A 24,573-nucleotide genomic window follows, 5' to 3' on the forward strand; every position below is an offset into this window, starting at 1 on the left:
GCCTCTGTGCGCGTGCACAACGAGGCCCTTCGCTCGCTGGTCACCCGCATCGAGTCCGCCCCGCCCCGTGGACGCGCGCTCCGGCCGGTGCTGGTCTGTGGCACCACACGAAGCCACATCCACACAGATGAGCACGGTCCACGAGCACCCACGAGCACCACCCATGAGCACGACACGAGAAGGCGGAAGGAGGAGGACGCATGGCAACGCTGGAGATCCGCGCACTGTCCGTCGGCTACGGCCCGGTCCGCGCCCTGCGCGACATCTCGGTCGATGTCCCGGACGGCGCGATCACCGCCGTACTCGGCGGCAACGGCGCGGGCAAGACCACGCTGCTGCGGGCCGTATCGCGGACCCTCGGCTTCCACCGCGGTACGGGCACCGGCACCATCCGCTTCGACGGCCGTCCCCTGGAGGGGCTGCGGCCCGCCCAGGTGGTGGCCGCCGGAGTGGTCCAGGTACCGGAGGGCCGACAGGTCTTCGCCCGGATGACGGTGGCCGACAACCTGCGCGCGGGCGCCCTCGGGGCGCGCGGCGGGCGCAAGCGGACGAGCGCCGCCCTGGCCCGCGTCCACGAACTGTTCCCGGTCCTCTCCGACCGCGCGCACCAGCGGGCCGGGCTCCTCTCCGGCGGCGAGCAGCAGATGCTGGCGATGGGCCGCGCCCTGATGGCGGGGCCCCGGCTGCTCCTGCTGGACGAGCCATCCCTCGGCCTCGCCCCGCTGATGGCGGCCCGGATCGCGGAGACCGTGCAGGAGATCAACGCGAGCGGCACCTCCGTCATGCTCGTCGAGCAGAACGCGGCCATCGCGCTGCGCCTCGCCTCGACGGCGTACGTCCTGGACGTCGGCGAGGTCGCCCTGCACGGGCCCGCCGATGAGCTCGCCGCCTCCGACGAGGTGCGCCGCCGCTATCTCGGCGTGGTCGACGAGGAGGCCGCCGCCGACGCCGACGTGGCGTCCCGCGACCGGCGCACCCTGAGCAGGTGGTCCGCGTGAGCACCGCACCGGCACCCGAGACCGGCACCACCACGGCCGCTCTCACCGTCTCCGACGTGACCGTACGGTTCGCCGGGCTCACCGCCCTCGACAGCGTCTCCTTCACCGTGGAACCCGGCAGCGTGCACGCCGTGATCGGCCCCAACGGCGCCGGCAAGTCCACCTGCTTCAACGTCCTCTCCGGCGTCTACCGCGCCTCCGCGGGCACCGTCCACCTCGGCACCACCGAGCTCACCGGACTCCCGCCGCACGCCATCGCCGCCCTCGGCGTCGCCCGCACCTTCCAGAACATCGCGCTCCCGCCGCACGCCACCGTCGCCGACAGCCTGCTGCTCGGCCGCCACCGGCTCACCCGCTCCGGCTTCCTCGCCACGGGCCTGCGGCTGCCGTCCGCCGCCCGCGAGGAGCGGCGCCACCTGGACCGGGTCCGCGAGATCGCCGCGTTCATCGGCCTGGAGGCCGCGTTGGAACGCCCGGCGGGCTCACTGCCGTACGGGCAGCAGAAGCTCGTCGAGCTCGGCCGCGCCCTGTGCATGGAGCCCCGGGTCCTGCTGCTGGACGAGCCGATCGCGGGGATGACCGCCGACGAACGCCGCCGTACCGCGGCCGTCGTCGCCGACGTCCGCGACAGCCTCGGCATCTCCATCGTGCTGGTCGAGCACGACATGGGCGTGGTGATGCGGCTGGCGGACGAGGTGACCGTACTCGACTTCGGACGCAGGATCGCGGGCGGCACCCCCGCCGAGGTCCAGAACGACCCGGCCGTCGTCCAGGCCTACTTGGGAGCACCGGAATGACCACGTTCATCGAACTCCTCCTCGGCGGCCTGTCGATCGGTTCGGTCTACGCACTGATCGCCCTCGGCTTCGTCGTCATCTTCAAGGCCACCGAAGTCGTCAACTTCGCCCACGCCTCACTGCTGTTGGCGGGCGGCTACGTCACCGCCGTCCTCCACGACGACATCGGGTTCTGGCCCGCGCTGCTCGTCGGGATCGCCGGGGCCGCGACCGTCGGGGCGGCCATCGAGTTCTTCGTGATGCGCCGCTACCGGGGCAGCGACCACAGCGTCCTGGCCATCGTCACCATCGGCGTCGACATCCTCCTCATCACCGAACTCACCCGCCGTATGGGCACGGACGTCCTCGCGCTCGGCGACCCGTGGGGCAACGAGGTGGTGAACATCGGCGGGATCACCCTCGCCCAGACCAGGATCGCCGCGTTCCTCGCCGCCGGGCTCCTCATCACCGTGTTCCTGCTGGCCTTCCGCTACACCTCGTGGGGCGTCTCGATGCGGGCCGCCGCCGAGAACCCGCAGACCGCCGCCCTGATGGGCATCAAGCTGGGCAGGGTCTCGCTCGCCGCCTGGGCCGTCGCCGGAGCCCTCGCCGCCGTCGCCGCCCTCTTCCTCACCGTCTTCCCGACCCCTGGTCTGGAGCGCGCCACCTCGCTCGCCGCGCTCAAGGCGTTCCCCGCCGCGATCCTCGGCGGACTCGACTCCACGACCGGGGCGCTGGCAGGCGGGCTCATCGTCGGTGTCACCGAGTCGCTCGCCACCGGCTACCAGAGCGACCTCTCCTTCCTCGGCCGGGGCATCGGCGATCTGGCGCCCTATCTGGTGATGGTCGCGGTCCTGCTCATCCGGCCGGCCGGACTCTTCGGCACGAAGGAGCTGGCCCGTGTCTGACACCACCGCCGCAGCGGCCCCCCTGGTGACCACCGCCCCCGCACCCGGTGGCGCGGCGGCCTTCACCGACCGGCTGCGCCGACCCCGTACGTACGCCGTCCTCGTCGCCTCCGTCCTGCTCCTGGCCCTCCCGTTCTACCTGGACCGCTTCTGGCTCCAGGCCGGGCTGTTCGCGATGGCGGCGGCGATCGGTGCCATCGGGCTCAACATGCTCACCGGCGCCACCGGCCAACTCTCCATGGGCCACGCCTTCTTCCTCGCCGTCGGCGCGTACAGCTACTGCATCCTGGCGGGGGAGTCCAGCACCGAGAACGGCCACACCCTGACCGGCCTCGGGCTGCCCACCTGGCTGGCCGCGATCCTCGCCGTCCTGCTCGCGGGAGCCGCCGGTGGGGTGTTCAGCCCGATCGCCGGACGGCTGCGCGGCGCCTACCTCGGTATCGCGACTCTCGCGCTGATCTTCATCGGACAGCACGTCCTGTTCAACGCGGGCTCCCTGACCGGTGGTTACAACGGGCGGGCCGTACCGCCGCTCTCCCTCTTCGGGTTCACCTTCGACGACACCGAAGTCGTCGTCGCTGCCGTCCCGTTCGGCTCCTCGGAGAAGCTCTGGTACGTGGGCCTGGCCGCCCTGCTCCTCAGCGCCCTGTTCGCCCGCGGCATCCTGCGGGGCAGGCCGGGACGGGCGATGAACGCCATCCGTGACCACCGGATCGCGGCGGGGGTCATGGGCGTACCGGTGGCGCGCTACCGGGCCGGGGTCTTCGTCCTGTCCTCCATGTACGCGGGCCTCGCGGGCGTCCTGCTCGCGCTGGTCTTCCAGCGGACCGTGCCCGAGTACTTCGGCATGATCCTCTCCCTCGAATACCTCGCCATGATCGTCATCGGCGGGCTCGGCAGCGTCGCGGGGGCCGTCGTCGGCGCCTTCTTCGTCTCCCTGCTCCCGCAGGTGCTCACGCACTACAGCGACTCCCTCCCGCTGGTCTCCGCCCCCGGTACGGGCGGACTGGCACCCGGTGAGGCGTCCCGCTATCTGTACGGCGCCGCGGTGGTCGCGGTGGTCCTGTTCCTGCCCGGCGGCCTCGCCCGCCTCGGCATCGCACTCCCGCGCGTCAACCGTCCGAAGAAGTCAGGGGAGAAGAAATGAAACTCAGAGCGCTCACGGCCGTGGTCGCGGCCCTCACCGTCACCCTCGTCGGGTGCAGCGGCAAGGCGACCGAGGGGAAGGGCGACGAGCAGGACAAGGCCGGGATCAAGACGGGCCCCGGCGTCACCTCCTCGACGATCTCGCTCGGCGTCCTCACCGACATGACCGGCGTCTACGCCTCGCTCGGCAAGAGCGTCACTCAGGCCCAGCAGCTGTGGGCGAAGCAGATCAACGCCAAGGGCGGCATCTGCGACCGGAAGATCGAGCTGACCGTACGGGACCACGGCTACGACCCGCAGAAGGCCATCGCCGGCTACACCGAGCTGGAGCCGAAGGTGCTCGGCTTCGCCCAGTTCATCGGCTCCCCGTTCGTCGCCGCCGTCGAACAGCGCATCGAGGGCAAGGACAAGGGGCTGGTGCTGCCGCAGGCCTGGTCGGCGAACCTGCTCGGCTCCCCGTACATCCGCGTCGTCGGCGCCACGTACGACGTCGAGACCATCAACCTGATCGACCACCTGCTCAAGGAGAAGCGGATCGCCAAGGGCGACAAGATCGGCCACGTGTACTTCGAGGGCGACTACGGCGAGAATGCGCTCACCGGCTCCAAGCACGCGGCCAAGGAGGCCGGGCTCACGGTCGTCGAGCAGAAGATCAAGCCGACCGACAACGACATGACGGCCCAGGTCGCCGCCCTCAAGCAGGCCGGCGTGAAGGCCGTCGTCGTCAGCGCGGGCCCGCGTCAGGCGGCCTCGCTGGTCGGCGTCGCGGCGGCCACCGGCTTCAACGTCCCCGTCGTCGGCAACAACTCGGCCTACGCGCCCCAGCTGTTGAAGACCCAGGCGGGCCCGGCCCTGCTGAAGGACTACTACATCGCCTCCTCCACCCTGCCGATCGGCGACCCCGGCGACGGCCCGTCGCTGCTGGCGAAGGAGTACGCGTCGCAGTACCCGAACGACGTCCTCGACAACGGCGTCGTGGCGGGCTGGACGGCGGCCTCCATCTTCGGCGAGGCGCTGGACAAGGCGTGCGACAACAAGGACCTCACCCGCGAGGGCGTCGACAAGGCGCTGCTGACGATCAAGGGGTACGGAACCGAGTTCGGGGTCACTCACGACTTCTCCGACCCGGCGGCGCCGTCCACCCGGGAGAGCGTCATCATGAAGCCGGACGCCACGGCCCCCGGCGGGCTGAAGGTCATCAGCCCGGCGTCGGTCTCCGATGCGGCGAAGTCGTTCACGGTGAAGTGACGGGCTGAGCAACGAGGTCGGGCCCGGCCGCGCGTAACTGCGACCGGGCCCGACCTCGTACGGCTGATCAGCTCGTGTACGCCTCCACCTCCGAGAGCTGCGCGGCCGGCCAGCCGGTGTTGCCGGTGAACGTCAGCCGCAGATAGCGGGCCGAGGTCCCGGGCAGGGTGACCGTCGCCGTGTTGCCGCTCGACGGGTTGAAGGTGTGAGCCGCCGACGCCTTCAGGGTGTTGTACGTGGAGTTGTCGGTGGATCCCAGCACGCTCAGGGTCTGGGTGCGCGTGGCCCAGGCCACCTGCGGGGGCAGCTTCAGCACCACCCGCTTGACCGCCTTCGCCGAGCCCAGGTCCACGGTGAGGGACTGCGGGAAGGCGTTGTTACGGCTCTCCCAGTACGTGTTCGGGTTCCCGTCCACCGCGTTGCCCGCGCCGTACACGTCGACGTGGCTGCTCGCCGTCACCGCACGCCCCTGCGCGAGGTTGCCGGTCTCCTCCGGCGGGTCCGTGGGCCCGGGCGGGTCCGTCGGTCCCGGCGGGTCGGTCGGGCCGCCGGGACCGCCTCCCGGAACGCCGCCGTTGGTCCACACCGGGTCCGGCCAGACGCCGGTGCAGGCGGGCGGATCGGCGTACCAGCCGGAGTTGCCGGAGCCCCGGGTGATCTGGAAGCCCGCACCGACGCAGTTGTGGATCGGGTTGGACTGGGCGATGTTCGTGGCGACGACATCGGTGAACCTGGCCTGGCCCGGCGACTGGATCTGGAGCGCGTAGGTCCCCGCCCCGTCGATCTTCACCCGGCTGAAGTTGAGCCCGTTGCTCGCCCCCTCGATGAGGTGGATCGCGGCGTACGAGCTGTCCAGGATCTCGGTGTCGGTGACGTTGATCGTCGCGCCCTGGATCGGTTCGTTGAGACCGCTGAACCAGACCGCGCCGACCCCGAACTTCCAGTTGTAGTCGTTGTTCCCGGTCCGGATGAGGGTGTTGCGGGCGGCGGTGTGCGTTCCCGAAACAGCCGTTCCACGGCCGGAGTTGACCCCGGGGTAGCGGTTGGCGATGTGCAGGCCGCCGCCGTTGGTGATGCTGTCCGCCATGACGTTGTCGGAGATCGTGATGTCCTTGCCGCCGTACGTCACGATGTTGTTCGCCAGGATCGGCAGGATGACGGTGTTGAACGTGAACTTGTTGTTGACGTTCGGGATGTTCTCCGCCCACATGGCGAGGCCGTCGTCACCGCTGTTGCGGACGAAGGTGTTGGTGACGGTGGAGTTGGTGACGCCGTAGTGGAAGTTCACCCCGTCGGCCGTCTGGTCCAGGATCCGGGTGTTCTTCATGGTGAAGTTGTTCATCGGGCCGGTCAGCCAGGCACCGCACTTGGTGTGCTGGAGCCAGAGGTTGTCGACGACCGAGTCGGAGAGTGAACCGCCGATGGCGTTCACCTGGTCGTCGTCGATCCGCTCGCGGATGTCGCCGATGATCGCGAAGTCCCGCAGCGTCACGTTCGAACTGCCGCCCTGGGAGGCGTACTTGCCATAGACGCCGACGGCCTTGTTGCGCTCCGTGGGGTGCCGGCCGGTCAGCACGCTGTACCAGGGGCCCGCCCCGCGCAGCGTCACCTTGTCGACGATGATGTGGTCCTGGACCTTGAACGTGCCCTGCGGGATGTACACCTCCCGGCCCTGGGTGCGGCCGGCATCCACCGCCGCCTGGATCTTCGCCGTGGAGTCCGCCGCGCCCGTCGGGTCGGCGCCGAAGTCGCTCACCACGTCCAGCGCCCCGGAGGGCTTGCCGATGGGCGCGGCGACCTGCTCGAAGTCGGCCAGGTCGATGGTGAAGGTGGGGGACTGGGCGGTGGAGGAGACCTGGAGGCGGACCTTGGTGCCGGTCGGCAGGGTGGAGCCGAACATGGTCCGGGTCTCGTCGTAGAAGTGGTGCGGGTTGGTGTCGCCGGGGTTGTTGTTGAACGGATAACCCCCGTAGTACCAGCCGTACTTCGAGGTCACGGGCACGCTCTTGAGCTGCGCCCCGTTGACCCGCACGTCGATCGAGGCGTCCCGGCCCGTCCCGGTGGCGTTGTCCGGCAGCGAGTAGCGGAAGGTCATCGCGTTGGCCGGTGCGGTGAGCGTGAACTCCACGTACTCGCCGACCGCGTCGAGCGTGACGGCCTGGCGGCCCGAGGCCTCCGAGGGCAGCGAGCCGTAGAGCCGGTTCGGGCCGATGAGCGTGCCGTTGGTCGCGGCGTACTCGGCCTCCTGCTCCTTGAACGGGACGGTCGCCCCGCGTCCGGGGACGTTCAGCGGGGAGGGTGCGGGGACGGCGGCGGCAGCGGCGGGCGGTGCGCCGGCCACGACCAGTGAGGTGGCGGCGGCGAGCGCGGTGAGGGCCAGCGCCAGGGAGGCGGACAGGGAGCGCCGCAGGATGCGGCCGGGGCGTGGGGGTGGTGGGGGAGGGGTCACGGGAGGTCCGTCCTTGCGGCTCGGGGGCTCTGCGGACGCCCTGAGGCTAGGAGAGACCCCGCAAGGAAGTCTATGCCGATGCGCAAAATATTGCCCTGGGCGCTCAAATTAGCGACTCCGGGTGGGATGTGACGGCCTTTCACGCCGGACGGGCCCTCAACAGGCCTCCGGGGCGGCCGACTTGATCAGACCTCCCGGCCGTCCATCCCGATGTACCGGAAACGCCCCCGCTCCACGCGGTAGATGAAGACCCCGGTGCCCGTGTACATCCCGTTGGCGGGCTCGAACGCATAGCTCTTGGACACGCCCTTGTACCGCGTCGACCGCAGCACGGGCAGCATGTCCTGCCGCGTCACGCTCTCCCGGCCCAGCCCCTCCGCGCAGGCCGCGATCAGCCCGACCGCGTCGTACGCCTCGGCGGCCAGCAGCGGAGGCGCGCTGTCGAAGCGCTTGCGGTACGCGGCGGCGAAGGGGTGCACGGAGGGTACGGAGGCGGGGTCGGCGGCCGTCGACACGACCAGCCACCCCGCCGCGTCCTCGCCCGCCTCCGCCAGGAACCGGGGATCGTGCACGGCCTGGGTGCCGATCTTCGGCCCGAGGAACCCCGCCTTCGTCAGCGCCCGCGCGAACCGCCCCGCGTCCCGCCACCCGCCGCCGTACACCACCGCCCCCGGCTTCCTCGCGACGATCCGCTCCGCCTCCGCGTCCAGGTCACGGGTGCCCTCCCGCACCGTCTCCGCGAGGACCGTCCGGCCGTTGCCCCGCAGCCCCGCGTCCAGGAACCGCGTGGTCTGGCGGCCGTACTCGGTCCCGTCGTCCACCAGCGCCACGGTGTCGATCTCGTACGCGCCCAAGAACTGCGCCACCGGCAGCATCTGCATGTCGTTGCGCGGCCGGGCGCAGAGGAAGATCCGGTTCAGGTTCCTGGTGTCCCCGTCCACCACGCTGAGCAGCGGCAGCGCCGCCTCGTCGTACGCCACCAGCGCCTCGCGCGCCGCGTCCGCGCCGGTCGCCCCGATCGCCGCCACCAGCAGCGGGTCCTCGGCGAACCGCCGCACCGCCGCCGTCGCCCGCGCCTCCACTCCGCCGTCGTCGGCCGGGACCAGGCGCAGCGTGAACGGCGCGTCCTTGCTGGCGTTGTGCTCCTCGACCGCCAGGAGCGCCGCCCGCTCCTGGCCCTTGCCGATCGCCGCCGACGGGCCGCTGAGGTCGGCCTGCAACCCGATGTGCAGCTCCGGCCGGGCGGCCGCCGCCTTGTCGCCGTCCCCCTTGCCGTTCCCGTCCGGGTCCTTCTCGTCCCCGAACGCCGTGGCCAGCCAGGCGGTGGTCCCGCCCGCCGCCGCGAGGACCGCGCCGCCCGTGACGTACGCGAGGAAGCGCCGGCGGCCGGGGGAGGCCGGGACGGCGGTGGTATCCCGGCTCCCGGCGCCGGTCGCGCCGGTCGCGCCCGTCTCCACCGTGGAACCGGCGTCCAGGCTCGTCGCCTCGATGTCGGGCAGGGCGAGCATCCGCGCCGAGCGCTCGGCGATCAGGTGGGTCACCGGACCGGGCAGCCAGCTGCCGCCCGAGGTGTCCTCGGCGAACGCCCGCCGGATGTCCCCGGCGGTCGGCCGCCCCTCCGGCTCCTTCGACAGGCACCCCTCCACCACGGGCCGCAGCCCCGGCGGCAGCGCACCCAGGTCCGCCGGGTCGTGCACCGTACGGAAGAGCATCGCCTCGACCGGGCCGCTGCCGAACGGCCGCCCGCCGGTCGCCGCGTACACCAGGACACAGCCCAGCGAGAAGATGTCGCTCGGCGGGCCGATCCGCCGCCCCTGCGCCTGCTCCGGCGAGAGGAAGCCGGGCGATCCGACGATCGCGTCCGTCGCCGTCAGGACCGTGTCGTCCAGCGCCCGCGCGATCCCGAAGTCGATCAGCCGGGGCCCGTCCAGACCCAGCAGCACGTTCCCGGGCTTCACGTCCCGGTGGACGAGCCCCGCCCCGTGGACGGCCTCCAGCGCCTCCGCCAGCATGGAACCGAGCGCCCGCACACTGCGCTCGGGCAGCGGCGCCCCGCCCCCCACCGCCTCGCTCAGCGGCGGCCCCGGCACGAACTCGGTGGCCAGCCACGGCGCCGCCGCCTCGGTGTCGGCGTCGACCACCGGCACCGCCCACCGGTTGCGCACCTGCCGGGCGATCGCCACCTCACGCCGGAACCGGGTGCGGAACCCGGTGTCGTCCGCGTACTCGGCCCGGATCAGCTTGATGGCCACCAGCGCGCCGCCGGGCGACCGGCCCAGCAGCACCACGCCCATGCCCCCGGCGCCGAGCCGGCCGAGGATGCGGTACCCGGCGATCCGTGCCGGGTCCGTGGAACGGAGCGGTTCCATCAGCGCTCAGGGCCTTTCGTTCAGGACCGGTCTCGCGGTCACTTCAGTTCCAGCTCGACGCGGTAGAGCACCTTGGCGCCGCCCTCGGCGGCGATCCGCAGCAGGTCGGAGTTCTGGTAGCCCTTCGCGCCCTTGACCGAGACGGCCGTCGTGACCGGACCGATCCGGGACTTGGACCAGACGTAGTCCTGGGTCCCGCCCGAACCGGGCCCGGTGTACTTGCCCGCCTCGAACAGCGAGGCGTCCGCGTTGCGCACGTCCTTCTGGTCGAACTGCAACGACATCAGCCCGCTCAGCCGCTGTCCGCCGCCCAACTCCTGCGCCGGGCACCGGAAGCTCTCCTGGACCGTGTCCTTGATCTCCCGGTCGGCACCTTCGACGGTCTTGTGCACCGTCACGGTCACCGACCCCTTCACCCGCCCCTTGCCGTCCTGGGCCGGGACGTCGAGCCGCCGGGTGAACGAGTCGAGCACTCCGTCGGGCAGCGCGCTCCGGCTCCAGACACAGGAATCGGCCAGCACGGTCCACGTCCCGGCGGTCTCGTACGGCGTCCCGCGCACCATCCCCGCCGTCCAGTCGTTCTCCCCGAGCGCTGCGTTACGGGTCAGCCTGCGGGCCTCCGCCGCCGTCCTCGGCACCCGTGCCGGGTCCGGAGTGAACTCGTACGCGCTCGGCAGCGCACCCGGCTCCTTGGTCTCCCCGGGCTTCTTCGGATCGGGCGTTCCTGACGGATCCACCGACTCCCCGGCCTGCCGCACGGAGTTCGACGGCTTCGGATCCTCCCCGGTCTTCGCCCCCGAACTCCCGCAGCCCGCCAGCAGGACCCCCGCCGCCGCGACCGCCACCACACGTGCCGCGTTGCGTCTGTGCTTCGTCATCATCGGACCCCCGTCGTCCCCCCTGCCCCGCGCCCCGCCCGAGACGTCGGGGCGTCGGGTGCGAGGCGATTCTAGAAGCCCGGCGCGCCGGGTTGACGGGAACCCGGTACTCATCCCCCTGCCGGAACTTCTCAGCCACCGGGAGGGGTTGGCCTCTGGTGCGGGGGAGTAGGGCGTGGTATGCGCCGCCGCCCCCACACCCCGGTGGCTGAAATCAGGCCATGGCGGGCGGGCGGAACTCCCGTACGGCAGGGGCGGCAGCGGGCGCTCGGGCGCCGCGTAACCACCCTGTACGGGTTCCGTGTTCGGCGGAAAATTGGTCTGGACCACCTGAGGGGTCGGTGGTTAGCTCGACTCCGGACCCGGGGCCGCCGGGCTGCGGGCCGTTCCGTTCCGGTCCGTGTTTCCGTCGCTTGCCCGCGTCCTGCTGAGGGGATCCATCCCGTGATCGACATCGTGGCCGTGCTCAGGGCCGAGGACGCCGTACTGGACTTCCTCTCCGTGCTCACCGCCCCCGAGCCCCGCCACCGCCAGGACGGGGGCCATGAGGTCCATGAGGTCCATGTCCTGCTCGGCGACACCGCGGAGCACCTGGTCCTCCCGGCGGGCCTGCCTCCCACCGAACGCCTCGCCGCCGTCGCCCGGCACATCCGGCCCGTCGACGAGAGCGCCGCCTCGCCGGGAACGGAGGCGCTGGCCGGCCTGATCGAGGCCGCGGCCCGGGGCGCGGAGGCCCGGCTCTGGACCCACTCGCCCGCCGACACCCGCCGCAGCAGAGGCCGCCTCGGCCGGGACGCCGCCGCTGCCGTCGCCCCGGGCGGGCCGCCCGTCCTGCACGCCGTCGGCCACTCCCCGTATCTCCAGTTCATCAGCGACCTCGACCGGTCGCTGGACCGCGCCGGGGTCGAGGCCAAGCTCGCCTTCGTCAACCGGCACTGCGGCCACCTGCTGCGCACCGACTCCGCCGAGTACGTGATCCAGACCGGCCGGGTCCATGCCACCGAGCGGTTCTTCGAGGCCGGTCCCGCGGAGGAGCGCGAGCGGCTGTTCGCCCTCCTGGCCAGCCTCGACGAGGACGCGGCCACCGTGCCCGACCCGTGGGAGTTCGCCACCTCCGCGTACGAGGCGGAGCGGCTGGACCGCACCGTCGCCTGGATCGCCGAGCACTGTCCGCCCGGCAGCGGTCCCCTCATCGAGGTCGGCGCCTGCGAAGGGGCGCTCACCACCCGGCTCGCGGAGAAGGGCTTCACCGTCCACGCGACCGAACCCAACCCCGCCTTCCGCCGGCGGCTGACCGACGCCGTCGGTGACACCGCCCGGGTCCACCCCGCCTCCCTGGAGGAGCTGGCCGCCCGGCCGGAGCTCCCCGGGGCGGCCTACCTCCTGATCGAGATGCTCTACTACGGCCAGGATCTCGCCCTGCTCGACCGGCTCCCGGCCGACCTGGTCTTCGTCGCCCTGGAACCCGAGACGCTCGCCACCCGGCTGACCCCCTGGCTGGAGAGCGCCCCGCACTGGGAGAAGGCCGGCGAGACCCCGCTGGTAGCCCCGGCGCTGGAGACGGTCTGCGGCGGCCGCGCCTACCTCAGCAAACGCGGCAGCATCGGCGTCCTGCTGCGCCGCACCGGCCCCTGACGGAGTCGGCCATGTACGACGTCTGCGTCGGGCTCGGCTACCACTGCGAGTCCACCTACCAGCTCCGCCGCATCACCGGCCAGGACCGGGCCCACTTCTTCGACTGGCTCGACCTCGACCTCGTCGCCGTACGGGAGATCATCGCGGCCGACTTCGCCAACGTGCTGCGCCCCGGACTGAGCGAACCCTTCAGCAACGGCCTGTGCGTACGGGACCGGGGCTCGAACATTCGCTTCTTCCACGACTTCAACGCTCCGAAGGGCACTCCGCTGACCCCTGACATCGTTGCCGAGCAGTATCCGGGGGTCCGGGAGAAGTTCGCGTACCTCGCCGACCGCTGGCGGGCCCTGACGGCCTCCCGCTCCCGCGTCCTGTACGTCCACCACGACGCGTTCGACGAGAGCGGCCCCGGCGACCTGGCGGCCCTGCACGGCCTCCTGCGCTCCCGCTACCCGGACCACGCCTTTGATCTCCTCTGGCTGCGCCGAACGCCCCCGGAGGACGCCGCCGCCCTCCCGCCCGGGGTCACCTGGTCCACCGTCGCCGCCCAGCCCGGCCGCTGGGAGGGCAGCGACGCGGCCTGGGACGCCGCCCTGGCCGCCCTGGACATCCCCAGGGCCCCCGCAGCATCCTGACCCGCTTCTTTCCGGAGGAACCGTGCCCGTACCGCCCCCCTGGCGCACCCTCGTCGTCTCCCCGCACTTCGACGACGCCGCGCTCTCCCTCGCCGGGCTCCTGCCCACCCTGCCCGGCCCCCTCGCCGTCGTCACCGTCCACGGCGGGCCCCCGCCGCCCGGGTCCCCCGTCTCCTGGTGGGACAGCGTCTGCGGCTTCACCACCGCCGCCGAGGCCCACCGGGTCCGCAGCGCCGAGGACGCCCGCGCCTGCGAGCTGCTCGGCGCCGAGCAGGTCCTCATCGACCACCCCGACGGCCCGTACGTCACCGAGGGCGAGGGCCCGGACGCTCTGGACGCCCTCCTGAGCGGCCTCGCGCCCACCACCCAGGTCCTCGTCCCGCTCGGCACCAACCAGCCCGACCACGAGGCCGTACGGATCCGCGCCGAACGCGCCCTCGCCGCGGCCTGCGCCCCCGCCCCCTGGGTCTACGCCGACCTGCCCTACACCGGGCACCTGCCCGAGTGGGGCACGCCCGAGGCGTCCGGGGCGCTGGCCGCCAGCCAGAAGTGGGGGACCGCCTACCAGGAGCTCACCCGCCGCCACCGGGTCACCGTCGAGCGCGAGCTGGTGCTCTCCGACGAGCAGTGGGCGGCCAAGCGCGCGGCGGTCCTCAGCCACGCCTCCCAGCTCGCCGCCCTCGCCCCCGACCACGGCACCTTCCTCGCCCGCACCGGCCCCCTGCGCGCCGAGCTGATCTGGAGCCTGGAGCCGAAGGGCTGAGCGTCCGGGAACGCACGAAGGCCCGGATGCCGGGGAGCATCCGGGCCTTCGCCCTGTACTGCATGCGTACCGCAGTGCCCGTACCGCTACGGCAGCTGCGCCGCCCGTGCCTCGCGCCGGTTGTCACGGAACGTGTTGACCCGTCGCGCCGTGGCGAAGAGCGGGATCACCGCACCGAGGACGACCTGGAGCGCACAGCCGGTCTGGAGCAGCAGCTGACCGCCCGGCGCGTCGAACGCCCACGCGGCGAGCAGCCCCATCGCGCCGACGATCCAGCTGAGCATCGCCACCGCGAGGATGCCCCGCGGCTTGGGGTACTCGACCCGGCTCACCATCAGCCACGCCACCCCGATGATCGCGAGCAGCGTCGGGACGAAGGGCAGCTCCAGGAGCACGATCGAGACGACCGTCAGCGCTCCGAAGGGGCTCGGCATGCCCTGGAACATGCCGTCCTTCAAGGTCACACAGGAGAATCTGGCCAGCCTGAGCACCACCGCCAGCAGCACGACGATCGCCGCCAGCGCCGACACCCGCTGATGGGCGTCGTCCGCGACCATCCCGTACACGAGCACGAAGTAGGCCGGGGCGAGCCCGAAGCTGATGAGGTCGGAGAGGTTGTCCAGCTCGGCCCCCATCGGCGAGGAGCGCAGCTTGCGTGCCACGAGCCCGTCGAAGAGGTCGAAGATCGCCGCCATCAGCATGAGGATCACGGCGGTGGCCGCCGAGTGGCGGGCCATGCCCGTCTCCTCGCTGCCCGTGAGGTGCGGGATGAGGATCCCGGTGGTGGTGAAGTACACCGCCATGAATCCGCACGTGGCGTTACCGAGAGTGAGCGTGTCCGCTATCGACAGCCGCATCGAGAGCGGCATGTCCTCCGCGTCCGTGTCGCTCGCCTCACCGGCCTCCGGAACCCAGTCGGCCTGGGTATCGGGATCAACTACGGTCAATTCGAGTCACCCCCGCGGTAGTGGCCTGGCCGACCTCGACCGCGACATCGATACCTTCCGGAAGGTAGATGTCGACGCGCGAACCGAAGCGGATCAGGCCGATGCGCTCGCCCTGCTCCACCTTCGTGCCCTGCGGGAGGTACGGCACGATCCGACGGGCGACCGCTCCCGCGATCTGCACCATCTCGATGTCGCCGAGCTCGGTGTCGAAGTGCCAGACAACGCGCTCGTTGTTCTCGCTCTCCTTGTTGAACGCCGGAACGAACCCGCCCGGGATGTGCTCGACCGACGTCACGGTGCCCGCCAGCGGCGCGCGGTTGACGTGGACGTTGAGCGGGCTCATGAAGATCGCGACCCGGGTGCGCCCGTCCTTCCACGGCATGATGCTCTGCACCACACCGTCGGCCGGCGAGATGATCCGGCCTTCGGCGATCTCGCGCTCGGGGTCACGGAAGAACCACAGCATGCCCGCCGCGAGCGCGGTGGTGGGCACGGCCGCTGCTGCCCAGCGCCCGGACTTGCGGGCGCGGACCAGGCTGAGGGCCGCGGTGGCGACGGTCGGGAGGAGCCACGGCGATGCTCCGCGGGCGATGCGGACCCCGCCGCGGTTTGCGGAGGTAGGGCTGTCGGGCATGAATGACCTTCGTAGCGGATGATGCCGCGCTGGCAACGGGGGACGGCGGCTTTCCGAAGATGCTATCGGTTGCCGGGCGCAACTGGGCAAGCCAGCAGCCGAGTCGGACTGTCGAACGCCGCCCGCCGAGGGTGACCCGGTGTGATGTTCTTCGCCACCAAATCACCCTGAATCGGACAATCAGCCCTGGAATCGGTACTCCTCCAGGAGTCGCCGGCCAATGATCATTTTCTGGATCTCGGCGGTACCTTCACCGATCAGCAGCATCGGCGCCTCGCGGTAGAGGCGCTCGATCTCGTACTCCTTGGAGAAGCCGTAACCGCCGTGGATACGGAAGGCGTCCTCGACGACTTCCTTGCAGTACTCGGAGGCGAGGTACTTCGCCATCCCTGCCTCCAGGTCGTTACGCTCCCCGGAGTCCTTTTTGCGTGCTGCATTCACCATCATCGCATGGGCGGCTTCGACCTTGGTGGCCATTTCGGCCAATTTGAACTGGATCGCCTGGTGCTGAGCGATCGGCTTGCCGAAGGTGTGGCGCTGCTGGGCGTACGAAACACCCAGCTCGAATGCACGCTGAGCGACGCCGCAACCACGCGCGGCGACATTCACCCGGCCGACCTCGACACCGTCCATCATTTGGTAAAACCCTCGACCGGTCGTGCCCCCGAGCACGCGATTGGCCGGAATGCGCAGGTCGTCCATGATGAGCTCGGTCGTGTCGACGCCCTTGTAGCCCATCTTGTCGATCTTCCCGGGGATGGTCAGACCGGGCCGGACCTCTCCGAAGCCGGGCTCCTTCTCGATGAGGAAGGTCGTCATCGACTTGTGGGGCGCGGTGCCCTCGGGGTGGCCTTCGTCACTTCGGCAGAGAACGGCCACCAGCGTGGAGGTTCCGCCGTTCGTCAGCCACATCTTCTGGCCGTTGAGGACGTACTCGTCGCCTTCCCTGACGCCCTTCGACGTGATCGCCGAGACGTCCGAGCCGAGCGCCGGCTCCGACATCGAGAAGGCGCCCCGCACCTCGCCCAGCGCCATCCTCGGCAGGAACGTGTCCTTCTGTTCCTGGGTGCCGTGCTGCTTGAGCATGTAGGCCACGATGAAATGCGTGTTGATGATGCCGGACACGCTCATCCAGCCGCGGGCGATCTCCTCCACGCACAGCGCGTAGGTGAGCAGCGACTCTCCCAGACCCCCGTACTCCTCGGGGATCATCAGCCCGAACAGGCCGAGTTCCTTGAGCCCCTCCACGATTTCCGTGGGGTACTCGTCGCGGTGCTCCAGCTGGGTCGCGACCGGAATGATCTCCTTGTCGACGAAATCCCGGACCGTGGAAAGGATTTCCCGCTGGATGTCGTTCAGACCGGCGGTCTGGGCGAGTCGCGTCATGGCTGCTTCTCCTGTGGCTTCACGCGGATGGCCTTAAGGCTTCACACAGTTACTTGGCGGGCGTCGGGCGGCCGGGCTGCTCTCCGCCGCGCTCCTTGATGTACGTCTCGGTGGGGACCATCACCTTGCGCCGGAACACGCAGACCACGGTGCCGTCCTGCTTGTAGCCCTTGGTCTCCACGTACACGATCCCGCGGTCGTTCTTGGACTTCGACGGGGTCTTGTCCAGCACGGTCGTCTCGCCGTAGATCGTGTCGCCGTGGAAGGTCGGCGCGATGTGCTTGAGCGATTCGACCTCCAGGTTGGCGATGGCCTTTCCGGAGACGTCCGGCACCGACATGCCGAGCAGAAGCGAGTAGATGTAGTTCCCGACGACGACGTTCTTCCCGAAGTCGGTCGTCTTCTCCGCGTAGTTGCTGTCCATGTGGAGCGGGTGGTGATTCATGGTCAGCAGGCAGAAGAGGTGGTCGTCGTATTCCGTGACCGTCTTTCCGGGCCAGTGCTTGTAGACGGCACCGACCTCGAACTCCTCAAAAGTGCGTCCGAACTGCATGATCAGGCCTCCGGGGCTTCGAACTTGGAGGTGCGCTGCATTCCGGCGGCCCGGCCCTTGCCCGCGACGACCAGGGCCATCTTGCGGCTGGCCTCGTCGATCATCTCGTCGCCGAGCATCGCCGAGCCCTTCTTGCCGCCCTCCTCGGAGGTGCACCAGTCGTAGGCGTCGAGGATCAGCTCGGCGTGGTCGTAGTCCTCCTGCGAGGGCGAGAACACCTCGTTGGCCGCGTCGACCTGGCCCGGGTGCAGCACCCACTTGCCGTCGAACCCGAGGGCGGCGGCACGGCCGGCCACCTCGCGGTAGGCGTCCACGTCACGGATCTGGAGGAACGGGCCGTCGATCGCCTGGAGATCGTGCGTACGGGCCGCCATCAGGATGCGCATCAGGATGTAGTGGTACGCGTCCGCCGGGTAGCCGGGCGGCTGCTGGCCGACGACCAGGGTCTTCATGTTGATCGACGCCATGAAGTCGGCCGGGCCGAAGATCAGCGTCTCCAGACGGGGCGAGGCGGCGGCGATCTCGTCGATGTTCACCAGGCCCTTGGCGTTCTCGATCTGCGCCTCGATGCCGATCTTCCCGACCTCGAAGCCCATCGTCTTCTCGATCTGGGTCAGCAGCAGGTCCAGCGCCACGACCTGCTGGGCGTCCTGGACCTTCGGCAGCATGATGCAGTCGAGGTTGGGGCCGGCGCCCTCGACGACCGTGATGACGTCCCGGTACGTCCAGTGCGTCGTCCAGTCGTTGACCCGCACGACCCGGGTCTTGCCGCTCCAGTCACCGTTGTTCAGCGCGTCCACGATGTGGTGGCGGGCGCCCTCCTTGGCGAGCGGCGCGCAGGCGTCCTCCAGGTCCAGGAAGACCTGGTCCGCCGGGAGGCCCTGGGCCTTCTCCAGGAAGCGCGGGTTGGAACCCGGCACGGCCAGACACGAACGCCGGGGGCGCAGCCGGTTCACGGGGGTGGTGGGCGTGGTCATGCGGAGACCTCCAGAGGGTCGAGCTTGTTCGCTTTCCGGATCTCGTCGACGATACGGCCGATGATCTCCGTGATGCCGAAGTCCTTCGGGGTGAAGACGGCGGCCACACCGGCTTCGATGAGCGCCGCGGCGTCGGCCGGCGGGATGATGCCGCCCGCGATCACCGGGATGTCCGGCGCCCCGGCCTCGCGCAGCCGGTGCAGGACGTCGGGGACCAGCTCCGCGTGCGAGCCGGAGAGGATGGAGAGCCCCACGCAGTGCACGTCCTCGGCGAGCGCCGCGTCGGTGATCTGCTCGGGGGTCAGCCGGATCCCCTGGTAGACCACCTCGAACCCGGCGTCCCGGGCCCGTACGGCGATCTGCTCGGCCCCGTTGGAGTGCCCGTCCAGACCCGGCTTGCCGACCAGCAGGCGCAGCCGTCCCACGCCCAGGTCGGCGGCGGTACGGGTGACCTTCTCGCGGACCAGCGCGAGCGTGCTGCCCGGCTCGGCGGTGACCGCGACCGGGGCCGAGGAGACCCCGGTGGGCGCGCGGAACTCGCCGAAGACGTCCCGCAGCGCCCAGGACCACTCGCCGGTGGTGACGCCCGCGCGGGCGCACTCGACGGTGGCTTCCATCATGTTCTCGGTGCCCGCCGCGGCCTTCTTCAGCGCGGCCAGGGCCTCCGTCGCCCGGGCCTCGTCGCGGTTGTCCCGCCACTCGTGCAGGGCGGCGACGACCCGGGCCTCGTTCTCGGGGTCGACGGTCATGATCGCGCCGTCGAGGTCGGAGGTGAGCGGGTTGGGTTCGGTCGTCTCGTAGATGTTGACGCCGACGATCTTCTCCTCGCCGCCCTCGATCCGGGCCCGCCGCGCCGCGTGCGAGGAGACCAGCTCCGACTTGAGGTAACCGGACTCGACGGCCGCCATCGCGCCGCCCATCTGCTGGATCCGGTCGATCTCCGCCAGCGACTCCTCGACCAGGGACTCCACCTTGGCCTCGATGACGTGCGAACCGGCGAAGATGTCCTCGTACTCCAGCAGATCGCTCTCGTGCGCCAGCACCTGCTGGATACGGAGTGACCACTGCTGGTCCCAGGGCCGAGGCAGCCCCAGCGCCTCGTTCCAGGCCGGGAGCTGCACCGCGCGGGCGCGGGCGTCCTTGGAGAGGGTGACGGCCAGCATCTCCAGGACGATGCGCTGGACGTTGTTCTCCGGCTGGGCCTCGGTCAGGCCGAGGGAGTTGACCTGGACGCCGTAGCGGAAGCGGCGCTGCTTGGGGTCGGTGATGCCGTACCGCTCACGGGTGACGCGGTCCCAGATGCGGCCGAAGGCGCGCATCTTGCACATCTCCTCGATGAAGCGGACGCCCGCGTTCACGAAGAACGAGATCCGGGCGACCACATCACCGAACTTCTCCTCGGGCACCTGGCCCGAGTCGCGGACCGCGTCGAGCACCGCGATGGCGGTCGACATGGCGTACGCGATCTCCTGGACCGGGGTGGCCCCCGCCTCCTGGAGGTGGTAGCTGCAGATGTTGATCGGGTTCCACTTGGGGATGCGGTTGACCGTGTACGTGATCATGTCCGTGGTCAGCCGCAGCGAGGGCACCGGCGGGAAGACGTGCGTCCCGCGCGAGAGGTACTCCTTCACGATGTCGTTCTGCGTGGTCCCCTGGAGCTTGGTGGGGTCGGCCCCCTGCTCCTCCGCGACCACCTGGTAGAGCGCCAGCAGCCACATGGCGGTCGCGTTGATCGTCATCGAGGTGTTCATCTGCTCCAGGGGGATGTCCTGGAACAGCCGGCGCATGTCTCCGAGGTGCGAGACGGGAACACCGACGCGGCCCACCTCGCCGCGGGCGAGAATGTGGTCCGGGTCGTATCCGGTCTGCGTCGGCAGATCGAAGGCGACCGAGAGACCCGTCTGGCCCTTGGCGAGGTTGCGGCGGTACAGCTCGTTGGACGCCTCGGCGGTCGAGTGACCGGCGTACGTCCGCATGAGCCAGGGCCGGTCCTTCTGACGTTCGGTCATGGGAGAACCTCAGACGTTGCGGAAGCGGTTGATGGCGTCGATGTGCTGCTCGCGCATTTCCTGGTCGCGCACGCCCAGACCCTCGCGGGGTGCCAGGGCCAGGACGCCGACCTTGCCCTGGTGGGCGTTGCGGTGGACGTCGTGGGCGGCCTGGCCCGTCTCTTCCAGGGTGTACGTCTTGGAGAGCGTCGGGTGGATCTTGCCCTTGGCGATGAGGCGGTTGGCCTCCCAGGCCTCGCGGTAGTTGGCGAAGTGGGAGCCGATGATCCGCTTGAGGGACATCCACAGGTAGCGGTTGTCGTACTCGTGCATGTAGCCCGAGGTGGAGGCGCAGGTGGTGATGGTGCCGCCCTTGCGGGTGACGTAGACCGAGGCGCCGAAAGTCTCGCGGCCGGGGTGCTCGAAGACGATGTCGATGTCCTCGCCGCCGGTGTACTCGCGGATGCGCTTGCCGAAGCGCTTCCACTCCTTGGGGTCCTGGGTGCGCTCGTCCTTCCAGAACTTGTAGCCCTCGGCGTTGCGGTCGATGACCGCCTCGGCGCCCATCGACCGGCAGATGTCGGCCTTCTCGGGGCTGGAGACCACACAGATCGGGTTGGCGCCGCCGGCCAGCGCGAACTGGGTGGCGTAGGAGCCGAGGCCGCCGCTGGCGCCCCAGATCAGCACGTTGTCGCCCTGCTTCATGCCCGCGCCGTTGCGCGAGACGAGCTGGCGGTACGCGGTGGAGTTGACCAGGCCCGGAGCCGCCGCCTCCTCCCAGCTGAGGTGCTGGGGCTTGGGCATCAGCTGGTTGGACTTGACGAGCGCGATCTCCGCCAGGCCGCCGAAGTTGGTCTCGAAGCCCCAGATGCGCTGCTCGGGGTCGAGCATCGTGTCGTTGTGCCCGTCGGAGGACTCCAGCTCGACGGAGAGGCAGTGCGCGACGACCTCGTCACCCGGGTTCCAGGCGTTCACGCCGGGACCGGTGCGCAGGACGACGCCCGCCAGGTCCGAGCCGATGACGTGGTACGGCAGGTCGTGGCGCTTGGTGAGCTCGCTGAGCTTCCCGTACCGCTCCAGGAAGCTGAACGTCGACACCGGCTCGAAGATCGAGGTCCACACGGAGTTGTAGTTCACCGAACTGGCCATCACGGCGACGAGGGCCTCGCCGGGGCCGAGTTCGGGGACCGGGACCTCGTCCAGGTGGAGCGACTTGCGGGGGTCCTTGTCGCGGGATTCGAGCCCCGCGAACATCTCCGCCTCGTCCTTGTGCACGGTGATCGCGCGGTAGGACTCGGGGAGGGACAGGGCCGCGAAGTCCGCGGCCGTGCTGTCCTGCGACTGAATCGCGTCCAGGATTTCCTTCACGGTGTTGCCTCCGGTGATGCGGCGTCGAGGGAACGCTTGAGGGGCCCTGCTGGCAGGGGTGCGGTGCGGTGTGGAGGTGTTTGCCGTCGGTTCGGCGGGTGGAGCTTCGGCTTTGCTCGGGTGGAGCAGAAGGGTGCCTGTGACGCAGGCGTCCGGGCGCGCAGCACGGTGGTTGCGGGGACAGCCGGCGTACGTGAGATCCCAGCACGCCGGCCGCCCGGACACCTTCAACGTATGGCACTCCGTGACACCTGACAAGGCACCCAGTGCCAACAATTTCTCTCACTTGTCATCTCGTAGGCACGCATGAGCAACACGATGGGCGTTACGAGACGTTCTGTCCTGCTGGCGTGCGGTCAGCGAGCGGGTCGGTACACATACGGCGTCGTCGTCCCCAGCTCCGTGAAGCCGAGCCGGCGCAGGATCGGGGCGGACATGTCGGTCGCGTCGACCTGGAGGTGGCGGTAGCCGCGCTCGGCGGCGATCCGGGCCCGGTGGGCGACCAGGGCCCGGTAGATGCCCTTCCCGCGCCAGGCGGCCACCGTCCCGCCGCCCCAGAGCCCGGCGAAGCCCGTGCCCGGGTACAGCTCCATCCGCCCCGAGCAGACCGGCTCCCCCTCGGCGTCCACGGCCATCACCGCCACGAACTCCTCGGGGGCCTCCTCCAGCCGCTTCACCACCTGGTGGAGGAGACGGGCCCCGTCGGTCCCGAACGCCCGCTCATGGGCCCGGGCCATCAGCTCCGCCCCCGCCTCGTCGGTCACCGGCCGAAGGGCCACCCCCTCGGGCAACTCCACCGGCCCGGCCAGCAGTCCGGCCGGCGCCACCAGCAGCGTTTCCGGCTCCTCCGGCTCGAACCCGGCGGCCCGCAGCCGGTCGCCCAGGTCGGCGGGGCGGTCGTGCGCGTACAGCTTCCACTCGAAATCCGGCAGGCCGAGCGCCGTACAGTGCTCGATCTGCGCGGCGATGGCGGCATCGGCCCCGGCCGCGTCCAGCCCTGGGTCCGACCACACCACCCCGTTCCAGTCGTCAGGCCCGCCCACCTGGCGTACGACGGGGCCGGCGCGCTCGACGCGTACGCCGGGTCCGTCCGGGCGGGCGTGCTGCCGCATCTCACGGTCGAACAGGGCACGGGTCTCGATGACGTTCTCAGGTGATCGCATCCGCGCACCTCAGCACAGCGGTGATCGGCGGACCAGCGGTTTTCGGCCCTCACGCGCGTCGAAAGAGCGGCGCGGGGCAGATGTGCGGAACCAAGTGATCTTGAAGTGGTCCGGAAGGCAGGGGTGGGACAGCGATGGCGATACCGATCCGCAGAGGGAGCATCCACCGGCGCCGGGGCCCCTTCGACCTCCGCCGCACCACCTTCGGCTTCGCTCTCATCGCGCTGATCCTCGCGGGCGGCGGGATGGCCCTGCGGGCCGCCTGGCGGAGCGCCGGACGCCATCCGGTCGCCGCCGTGCTCGTGATCGCCCTGCTCCTCGTCGCGGCCCTTCTGGTGTTGCGCCGCCGCCGACGGGCCCGGCGGATCGCGGAGACCGTCACGGAGGCCGCCTACGGGATCGTCGACGCGGGCCTCGCGGAGCTGGACGCCGCCGAGGCCGCGCGCGCGGAGCAGCGCCCCGAGCCCCCGGAGGTGGTCGCCCATCCGGTCGACTACGCCCAGCTGGACCCGTACGCCTTCGAGGAGGCCGTGGCCGAACTCTGCCGGCGCGACGGCTGCGCGGACGCCGAGGTGGTGGGCGGCGCCGGAGACCTGGGCGCCGACGTCGTGGCCACCACCCCGGACGGCCGCCGCCTGGTCGTCCAGTGCAAGCGGTACGGGCCGGAGAACCGGGCCGGATCGCAGGACCTCCAGCGCTTCGGCGGCACCTGCTACGCCGTCCACGAGGCGGACATCGCGCTCGTGGTCTCCACCGGCGGCTTCACCGAACCCGCCTTGGACTACGCCGAGCAGTGCGCCATCCTCTGCTACGGCCCGGAGGAGCTGGCCGCCTGGAGCGAGGGCGGCGCGCCGCCGCCGTGGGTCGCGGCCGAGGAGTCGGCCGCCGGGGTCAGCGCTCCTTGAGCGCCTGCTGGATCGTCCGCATGACCTCGTCCAGCGGGGCGTCCGTACGCGCCACCGCGACGAGCACCTCGCCCTCCGTGGCCACCGTCGCCGCCGGGGTCTTGGCGGGCTCGGACTGCGCGGTCCGGCCCGCCCCGATGCCGGTGCCGAAGGTGTCGCGCACGATGGCGAAGGCCCGGTCGAGCTGGGCCTCCACATCGCCCTGGCCGTCCGCCCGGAGCCAGCGGCGCAGCACATGGTTGTGCGCGGTGACCACGGCGGACGCGGCCACCTCCGCCAGCAGCGGGTCGTCGTTGCCCACGTGGTGGTCGCGTTCGTCGAAGTGGCCCAGCAGATAACGGGTGAACAGCCGCTCGTAGCGGGCCACCGACGCGATCTCGGCCTCGCGGAGGGTCGGCACCTCGCGGGTGAGCTTGTAACGGGCCACGGAGACGGCGGGCTTGGCCGCGTACATCTTCATGACTTCCTTGATGCCGCGGCAGACCGTGTCGAGGGGGTGCTCGTGCGCGGGCGCGGCGTTCAGGACGGCCTCGGCCCTGACGAGGGTGTCGTCATGGTCGGGGAAGATGGCCTCTTCCTTGGAGCGGAAGTGCCGGAAGAAGGTCCGCCGGGCGACACCCGCGGCGCCCGCGATCTCGTCGACGGTCGTCGCCTCGTACCCCTTCGTGGCGAAGAGCTCCATCGCGGCTGCGGCCAGTTCGCGGCGCATCTTGAGCCGTTGGGCCGCGGCGCGCGTTCCCGCGGGGGTCTCCGGGGCGTCGGACGCGGCGGTGGCACGGGGTGACTTGGCGGGCTGGGACATGGCATGAACGTAACGCATCCGTGCAGGAGAGCGCGCCTTCGGGGG

The 24,573-nt window shown here is 70.8% G+C and carries 21 protein-coding genes; 9 read left to right on the forward strand and 12 right to left on the reverse strand.

The annotated features are described in order from the left end of the window. Positions 1–200 precede the first annotated feature (200 nt). The 5 genes from IF17_RS0128840 to IF17_RS0128860 are packed head-to-tail and all read left to right on the forward strand — an operon-like array spanning position 201 to position 5,076. Positions 201–998 (forward strand): ABC transporter ATP-binding protein, encoded by a 798-nt coding sequence (locus tag IF17_RS0128840; RefSeq protein WP_030571947.1) that lies wholly within the window; start codon positions 201–203, stop codon positions 996–998. After that, positions 986–1,795 (forward strand): ABC transporter ATP-binding protein, encoded by an 810-nt coding sequence (locus tag IF17_RS0128845; protein ID WP_373036928.1) that lies wholly within the window; start codon positions 986–988, stop codon positions 1,793–1,795. The genes IF17_RS0128840 and IF17_RS0128845 overlap by 13 nt, the downstream gene beginning before the upstream one ends. Continuing rightward, positions 1,792–2,682 carry a branched-chain amino acid ABC transporter permease gene (locus tag IF17_RS0128850; protein ID WP_018513502.1) on the forward strand — a complete coding sequence of 297 codons (891 nt, stop codon included), beginning with the start codon at positions 1,792–1,794 and terminating at the stop codon, positions 2,680–2,682. The genes IF17_RS0128845 and IF17_RS0128850 overlap by 4 nt, the downstream gene beginning before the upstream one ends. Then, on the forward strand, positions 2,675–3,829 hold the full coding sequence (locus IF17_RS0128855; RefSeq protein WP_030571953.1) for a branched-chain amino acid ABC transporter permease: 1,155 nt from the start codon (positions 2,675–2,677) through the stop codon (positions 3,827–3,829). Before IF17_RS0128850 ends, IF17_RS0128855 begins: the two co-directional genes overlap by 8 nt. After that, on the forward strand, positions 3,826–5,076 hold the full coding sequence (locus tag IF17_RS0128860; RefSeq protein ID WP_030571957.1) for an ABC transporter substrate-binding protein: 1,251 nt from the start codon (positions 3,826–3,828) through the stop codon (positions 5,074–5,076). Before IF17_RS0128855 ends, IF17_RS0128860 begins: the two co-directional genes overlap by 4 nt. A gap of 67 nt (positions 5,077–5,143) precedes the next feature. Here IF17_RS0128860 and IF17_RS0128865 read toward each other — a convergent pair whose 3' ends face one another. The 3 genes from IF17_RS0128865 to IF17_RS0128875 form a co-directional block, all read right to left on the reverse strand. Continuing rightward, on the reverse strand, positions 5,144–7,525 hold the full coding sequence (locus IF17_RS0128865) for a discoidin domain-containing protein (RefSeq protein ID WP_030571960.1): 2,382 nt from the start codon (positions 7,523–7,525) through the stop codon (positions 5,144–5,146). Positions 7,526–7,710: 185 nt separating this feature from the next. Continuing rightward, positions 7,711–9,894, reverse strand: a complete 2,184-nt coding sequence (locus IF17_RS0128870; protein ID WP_030571963.1) for a bifunctional serine/threonine-protein kinase/ABC transporter substrate-binding protein — start codon at positions 9,892–9,894, stop codon at positions 7,711–7,713. 38 nt (positions 9,895–9,932) lie between these two features. After that, a complete protein-coding gene (locus tag IF17_RS0128875; protein WP_030571966.1) occupies positions 9,933–10,775 on the reverse strand; it encodes a hypothetical protein in 843 nt (280 codons plus the stop codon). A 441-nt stretch (positions 10,776–11,216) separates the two neighbouring features. Between IF17_RS0128875 and IF17_RS0128880 the strand changes: the two genes are divergently transcribed. From IF17_RS0128880 to IF17_RS0128890, 3 genes are read left to right on the forward strand one after another with little or no spacing between them, the layout of a single operon-like run. After that, on the forward strand, positions 11,217–12,407 hold the full coding sequence (locus IF17_RS0128880; protein ID WP_030571971.1) for a class I SAM-dependent methyltransferase: 1,191 nt from the start codon (positions 11,217–11,219) through the stop codon (positions 12,405–12,407). Positions 12,408–12,418: 11 nt separating this feature from the next. Further along, positions 12,419–13,042, forward strand: coding sequence for a DUF1796 family putative cysteine peptidase (locus tag IF17_RS0128885; RefSeq protein ID WP_030571974.1), 624 nt, complete (start codon positions 12,419–12,421; stop codon positions 13,040–13,042). A gap of 22 nt (positions 13,043–13,064) precedes the next feature. Further along, positions 13,065–13,805: a PIG-L family deacetylase gene (locus IF17_RS0128890; protein ID WP_030571977.1), complete on the forward strand. Its 741-nt coding sequence runs from the start codon at positions 13,065–13,067 to the stop codon at positions 13,803–13,805. 86 nt (positions 13,806–13,891) lie between these two features. Here the strand turns inward: IF17_RS0128890 and pssA are convergent, their stop codons facing one another. The 8 genes from pssA to IF17_RS0128930 form a co-directional block, all read right to left on the reverse strand. Further along, complete coding sequence (gene pssA, locus IF17_RS0128895) at positions 13,892–14,752, reverse strand: CDP-diacylglycerol--serine O-phosphatidyltransferase (RefSeq protein WP_030571980.1); 861 nt, start codon at positions 14,750–14,752, stop codon at positions 13,892–13,894. Next, entirely contained in the window at positions 14,739–15,386 is a 648-nt protein-coding gene (locus IF17_RS0128900) for a phosphatidylserine decarboxylase (RefSeq protein WP_030571983.1), read from the reverse strand. The genes pssA and IF17_RS0128900 overlap by 14 nt, the downstream gene beginning before the upstream one ends. Positions 15,387–15,566: 180 nt before the next feature. Beyond that, positions 15,567–16,772, reverse strand: coding sequence for an acyl-CoA dehydrogenase family protein (locus IF17_RS0128905; RefSeq protein ID WP_030571985.1), 1,206 nt, complete (start codon positions 16,770–16,772; stop codon positions 15,567–15,569). A 49-nt stretch (positions 16,773–16,821) separates the two neighbouring features. Continuing rightward, a complete protein-coding gene (locus tag IF17_RS0128910; RefSeq protein WP_010058362.1) occupies positions 16,822–17,325 on the reverse strand; it encodes a MaoC family dehydratase in 504 nt (167 codons plus the stop codon). A gap of 2 nt (positions 17,326–17,327) precedes the next feature. Then, a complete protein-coding gene (locus tag IF17_RS0128915) occupies positions 17,328–18,302 on the reverse strand; it encodes an HpcH/HpaI aldolase/citrate lyase family protein (RefSeq protein WP_030571988.1) in 975 nt (324 codons plus the stop codon). Then, on the reverse strand, positions 18,299–20,311 hold the full coding sequence (locus IF17_RS0128920) for a protein meaA (RefSeq protein WP_030571991.1): 2,013 nt from the start codon (positions 20,309–20,311) through the stop codon (positions 18,299–18,301). The genes IF17_RS0128915 and IF17_RS0128920 overlap by 4 nt, the downstream gene beginning before the upstream one ends. Positions 20,312–20,320: 9 nt before the next feature. After that, positions 20,321–21,658, reverse strand: a complete 1,338-nt coding sequence (ccrA, locus tag IF17_RS0128925) for a crotonyl-CoA carboxylase/reductase (protein WP_030571994.1) — start codon at positions 21,656–21,658, stop codon at positions 20,321–20,323. A gap of 356 nt (positions 21,659–22,014) precedes the next feature. Further along, complete coding sequence (locus IF17_RS0128930) at positions 22,015–22,821, reverse strand: GNAT family N-acetyltransferase (protein ID WP_030571998.1); 807 nt, start codon at positions 22,819–22,821, stop codon at positions 22,015–22,017. 134 nt (positions 22,822–22,955) lie between these two features. Here IF17_RS0128930 and IF17_RS0128935 point away from each other — a divergent pair, with 134 nt between their 5' ends. Further along, the gene (locus tag IF17_RS0128935) at positions 22,956–23,726 is read left to right on the forward strand and encodes a restriction endonuclease (RefSeq protein WP_030572000.1); all 771 of its coding nucleotides are present in this window, start codon (positions 22,956–22,958) and stop codon (positions 23,724–23,726) included. Here IF17_RS0128935 and IF17_RS0128940 read toward each other — a convergent pair. Then, entirely contained in the window at positions 23,713–24,528 is an 816-nt protein-coding gene (locus tag IF17_RS0128940) for a TetR family transcriptional regulator (RefSeq protein ID WP_030572003.1), read from the reverse strand. The two genes, IF17_RS0128935 and IF17_RS0128940, sit on opposite strands and share 14 nt — an antisense overlap. Between the last annotated feature and the right edge of the window lie 45 nt (positions 24,529–24,573).

Source organism: Streptomyces cyaneofuscatus (assembly GCF_000718135.1).
GTDB lineage: Bacteria > Actinomycetota > Actinomycetes > Streptomycetales > Streptomycetaceae > Streptomyces > Streptomyces cyaneofuscatus.

Excerpts from the sequence above, each read along its gene's own strand:
- IF17_RS0128935 (WP_030572000.1), top strand. The coding sequence starts at position 22,956 with ATGGCGATACCGATCCGCAGAGGGAGCATCCACCGGCGCCGGGGCCCC.
- IF17_RS0128885 (WP_030571974.1), top strand. The coding sequence starts at position 12,419 with ATGTACGACGTCTGCGTCGGGCTCGGCTACCACTGCGAGTCCACCTAC.
- IF17_RS0128910 (WP_010058362.1), bottom strand. The coding sequence starts at position 17,325 with ATGCAGTTCGGACGCACTTTTGAGGAGTTCGAGGTCGGTGCCGTCTAC.
- IF17_RS0128915 (WP_030571988.1), bottom strand. The coding sequence starts at position 18,302 with ATGACCACGCCCACCACCCCCGTGAACCGGCTGCGCCCCCGGCGTTCG.
- IF17_RS0128905 (WP_030571985.1), bottom strand. The coding sequence starts at position 16,772 with ATGACGCGACTCGCCCAGACCGCCGGTCTGAACGACATCCAGCGGGAA.
- IF17_RS0128850 (WP_018513502.1), top strand. The coding sequence starts at position 1,792 with ATGACCACGTTCATCGAACTCCTCCTCGGCGGCCTGTCGATCGGTTCG.
- IF17_RS0128875 (WP_030571966.1), bottom strand. The coding sequence starts at position 10,775 with ATGATGACGAAGCACAGACGCAACGCGGCACGTGTGGTGGCGGTCGCG.
- IF17_RS0128900 (WP_030571983.1), bottom strand. The coding sequence starts at position 15,386 with ATGCCCGACAGCCCTACCTCCGCAAACCGCGGCGGGGTCCGCATCGCC.
- IF17_RS0128930 (WP_030571998.1), bottom strand. The coding sequence starts at position 22,821 with ATGCGATCACCTGAGAACGTCATCGAGACCCGTGCCCTGTTCGACCGT.
- IF17_RS0128920 (WP_030571991.1), bottom strand. The coding sequence starts at position 20,311 with ATGACCGAACGTCAGAAGGACCGGCCCTGGCTCATGCGGACGTACGCC.
- IF17_RS0128870 (WP_030571963.1), bottom strand. The coding sequence starts at position 9,894 with ATGGAACCGCTCCGTTCCACGGACCCGGCACGGATCGCCGGGTACCGC.
- IF17_RS0128940 (WP_030572003.1), bottom strand. The coding sequence starts at position 24,528 with ATGTCCCAGCCCGCCAAGTCACCCCGTGCCACCGCCGCGTCCGACGCC.
- IF17_RS0128840 (WP_030571947.1), top strand. The coding sequence starts at position 201 with ATGGCAACGCTGGAGATCCGCGCACTGTCCGTCGGCTACGGCCCGGTC.
- IF17_RS0128860 (WP_030571957.1), top strand. The coding sequence starts at position 3,826 with ATGAAACTCAGAGCGCTCACGGCCGTGGTCGCGGCCCTCACCGTCACC.